The following is a 3918-nucleotide window of genomic DNA, read 5'->3' on the forward strand; positions in this document are numbered from 1 at the left end:
CCCGACTGCTACGCCTCGGACAAACGCGGAGCAGGCGGGGCGCGCCTACGGTGGGAGGAGAGACACCACTTCAGAAGGGTCGGGATCCGCTGTGCCAGACACACACGAAGCTGTCACCCACGCGTTCTGGCTCGCCGGCCGTAAGGCGACGGGCGAGAGCACACTCGAGGTCACCTCGCCCTGGGACGGCCGCCGCGTCGGCGTGGTGAGCGTTCCCACCGATGCCCAGATCGAGGAGGCCGTCGCCGCGGCCGACGCGGTGCGTGAGGAGTTCGCCGCGACCCCCGCGCACGTCCGGGCCGCCGCGCTGGACCATGTGTCGCGCCGTCTCGCCGAGCGCGGTGAGGAGATCGCCCGGCTGATCTCGGACGAGAACGGCAAGCCGATCAAGTGGGCGCGCGGCGAGGTGGGCCGCGCCGTGTCCGTCTTCCGGTTCGCGGCCGAGGAGGCCCGCCGGTTCAACAGCGGGGACGCCCAGCGGCTGGACACCGACGCCGGTGGCACCGGGCGGCTCGCGCTGACCCGCCGCTTCCCGCGCGGCACCGTCCTCGGCATCTCGCCGTTCAACTTCCCGCTGAACCTCAGCGCCCACAAGGTCGCCCCCGCGATCGCCGTCGGCACGCCGATCATTCTCAAGCCGGCGCCCGCGACCCCGCTGTCCGCGCTGATCCTCGGCGAGCTGCTGGCCGAGACCGAGCTCCCCGCGGGCTCCTGGAGCGTCCTTACGGTGCCCAACGACCGGATGCCCGCGCTGGTCCAGGACGAGCGGCTGCCGGTCATCTCCTTCACCGGTTCGGAGAAGGTCGGCTACGCGATCAAGGAGTCGGTGCCGCTCAAGCACTGCACCCTGGAGCTCGGCGGCAACGGCGCCGCGGTCGTCCTGTCGGACTACGCCGCCGACGCCGACCTCGACTGGGCGGCCACCCGCATCGGCACCTTCTCCAACTACCAGGGCGGACAGTCCTGCATCTCCGTGCAGCGGGTGATCGCGGACGCGTCCGTCTACGAGGAGCTCGTGCCGAAGATCGTCGCGGCCGTCGAGGCGCAGGCCACCGGCGACCCGACCGAGGACGCCACCGATGTCGGCCCGCTGATCAGCGAGGACGCCGCCAAGCGCGTCGAGTCCTGGGTGGACGAGGCCGTCCGGGCCGGTGCGAAGCTGCTGACCGGCGGCAAGCGAGAGGGCTCGAGCTACGCCCCGACCGTGCTCGCGGACGTGCCCGCCGATGTCACCCTCTCCTGCGAGGAGATCTTCGGACCGGTGCTCACCCTGCACAAGGCGGCGGACGAGGACGAGGCGTTCGCGGCCGTCAACGACTCCAAGTACGGCCTGCAGGCGGGCGTCTTCACCCGCGAGGTGCGGACCGCCTTCCGCGCCCACCGCGCGCTGGAGGTCGGCGGCGTGATCATCGGCGATGTGCCCTCGTACCGCGCCGACCAGATGCCGTACGGCGGCGCCAAGAGGTCCGGCGTCGGCCGCGAGGGCGTGCGGTACGCGATGGAGGACTACACCTACGAGCGGGTCATGGTTCTCACCGGCCTCGACCTCTGATCCACCCCCAACCGCCGGGCCCCGCTTCGCGTCGGGGCCCGGCGTATGAGCAAGGCATGGGGTTGACCCGTCCCGGCCACTCCGGACCCTCAACCGGAGAAGCCGAGACGGGCCAGTCTCAGGCCACGGCCGCGCAGCGTGATGTGCAGGTCCTGGACGCCGGTCGGCGGCGTGGGCAGGGCGGCGCGGGCCGTGGTGTAGACGTAACGGCCGCCGGTGGGCGGGATGGTGGCGGTGGCCAGCGTGGTGCCGTCGGCGAGGTGCGCCTCGACCGTCGCGTCGTCCCGCGTAACCATTGCGTCGTCCCCCGCAACCGTCGCGTCGTCCCCCGCCTCAGCGGAGTCGTACGCGGCCTCGACCGTCATCGACGTCGCCCCCGCGCCGAAGTCACAGGCGCGGAAGAGCAGTCGGCCGACCGCGTCGTCACGGCAGGCCACCGCGTCCCCGCGGACCTTGGTCCGGTCCACCAGCACGATCCCGTCCGCCGCGTCGTAGTCCGCGGCCTCCAGACCGCGCCGCAGCACCGGGCGCGGCGCGGGCGGCGGGCCCTCGACGGTCACGGTGGCGGTGGCGCGCAGGTCCGCGCTGGACGCGCCCGCGTGGATCTCGTACGTCCCCGGGTCGACGGTCCAGCGCCCGTGCGCCACGTCCCAGAACCCCAGCGCGTCCTCGACCGGCACGGTGAAGAACAGCCGCGCCCTCTCGCCCCGGCGCAGCCACACCCTGCGATGGGCGATGAGCCGGCGGTGCGGCAGCGGGACCCGCGACCCCGGCGCGCTCGCGTAGATCTGCACGACCTCGTCGCCGTCGCACGGACCGGAGTTGGTGACCTCGCACACCACCGTCAGGCCCGCCTCCCGCCGCACCGACAGCTCGCCGTAGGCGAAGGCGGTGTACGACAGGCCGTGCCCGAAGGGGAAGAGCGGGGCGCCGCCGAAGTACAGATAGGTGGCGCGCGAGGCGATGATGTCGTAGTCGAGCGGATCGGGCAGATCGTGGTCGGACGCGTACCAGGTCTGCGGCAGCCGCCCCGCCGGTGAGACGTCCCCGAACAGCACCCGGGCCAGCGCCGTGCCCGCCGCCTGGCCGCCGTGCGCCGTCCACAGCAGCGCGGGCAGCGCGTCGGCCGCCTCCGCGACCGCGTACGGATAGCTCGAGGTCAGCACCAGTGCGGTCCGCGGATTGGCGGCGTGGGCCGCGCGCCACAGCCGCTCCTGCTGGGCGGGCAGGGCGAGGGTGGTGCGGTCCTCGGTCTCCCGGCCACCGATATGCGGGTCGTTGCCCGCCACGACCACCACGGCGTCCGCCCGCGCGGCGACGCGGGCCACCGCGTCCTCGCCGCGCTCGACGACCTCCAGCCGGAAGACGGTCCCGGTCCCCTCCTCGCCGCCGTCACGTTCGGCAACCTTCAGCGCGCCCGCGGCGACACAGACGTAGCCACCCGTCCCCAAGTGCCTGAGGAGGTGTCCGCCGGGGTGCGCTTCGAGCGTGAACGTCTCCTGGACCACCCAGCCTCCGGGCTGCTCGGCCGCCGCGCGGACGAAGCCGTCCTCGGCCACGGTCAGACAGCGGCCGGAGGGCGCGCGCAGGGTGAGCACACCGCCGCCCCAGTCGGCCAGGGACAGATCGGTGGGGGTGTCGCCGACGGTCAGCGGCGGCAGATCGGTACGGGCCTCCGTATGCGCCGGATTGAGCGAGCCCGACGCCTCCGCCGGACCCTCGTCCTCCGCCGCCGCGTCCGGCACCCGCACCCAACCGGCCGCGGTGCGCAGCCGTACGGTGTCCAGGCCGTCCGCGAACACCACCCGGTCCGCGCCGAGCCGCTCGGCCAGCGCCTCGCGCGGCGAACTGCGGCGGATCAGGGTGCCGCTGTACCAGTCCAGCTTGCACTCGTCGGCGAGCGGACCGACGACCGCGAGGGTGCGGACGGCCCTCTCGGAGAGCGGCAGCAGACCATCGTTGGTGAGCAGGACGACGGCCTGCTCGGCGGCGTCCAGGGCGAGCGCCCGATGGGCGGGGGTGTCGAAGGCACCGTCACCTTCCTCAGGCTGCCCGCCGGGCCCGTCGAACTCGCCCAGCGCATACCGCATCCCCAGCAGCCGCCGCACCGCCGTGTCCACCGTGGACGCGTCGATCAGCCCGCGCGCCAGCGCGCCCCGCACCCGCGCGATCGTCTTCGACGCGTCCTGGTCGTGGTCGGTGAAGCTGTCCACCCCCGCCCGCAGGGCCGCCGCGATGGCCTCCTCATGGGTGTCGAAGTAGCGCTCGGTGTCGACCAGATTGGACGGCGCGCCCGCGTCGGAGCAGACCACCAGCTCCTGGTCGGTCCAGGTGCGCAAGTGCTCGCTCAGATACGGGGAGACGTG

At 73.5% G+C, this 3918-nt stretch carries 2 protein-coding genes; one reads left to right on the forward strand and one right to left on the reverse strand.

Going from position 1 to position 3918, the window contains the following annotated elements; genetic code table 11:
- Positions 1-91: 91 nt before the first annotated feature.
- Positions 92-1552 carry an aldehyde dehydrogenase family protein gene (locus GWI24_RS41700; RefSeq protein WP_210951224.1) on the forward strand — a complete coding sequence of 487 codons (1461 nt, stop codon included), beginning with the start codon at positions 92-94 and terminating at the stop codon, positions 1550-1552.
- A gap of 89 nt (positions 1553-1641) precedes the next feature.
- Here GWI24_RS41700 and GWI24_RS41705 read toward each other — a convergent pair.
- A partial coding sequence (locus tag GWI24_RS41705) for a glycoside hydrolase family 3 protein (protein ID WP_210951225.1) occupies positions 1642-3918 on the reverse strand: 2277 nt, incomplete at its 5' end.

It is taken from the genome of Streptomyces sp. MK37H, from assembly GCF_018035285.1.
GTDB classification, from domain to species: Bacteria; Actinomycetota; Actinomycetes; order Streptomycetales; family Streptomycetaceae; genus Streptomyces; species Streptomyces endocoffeicus.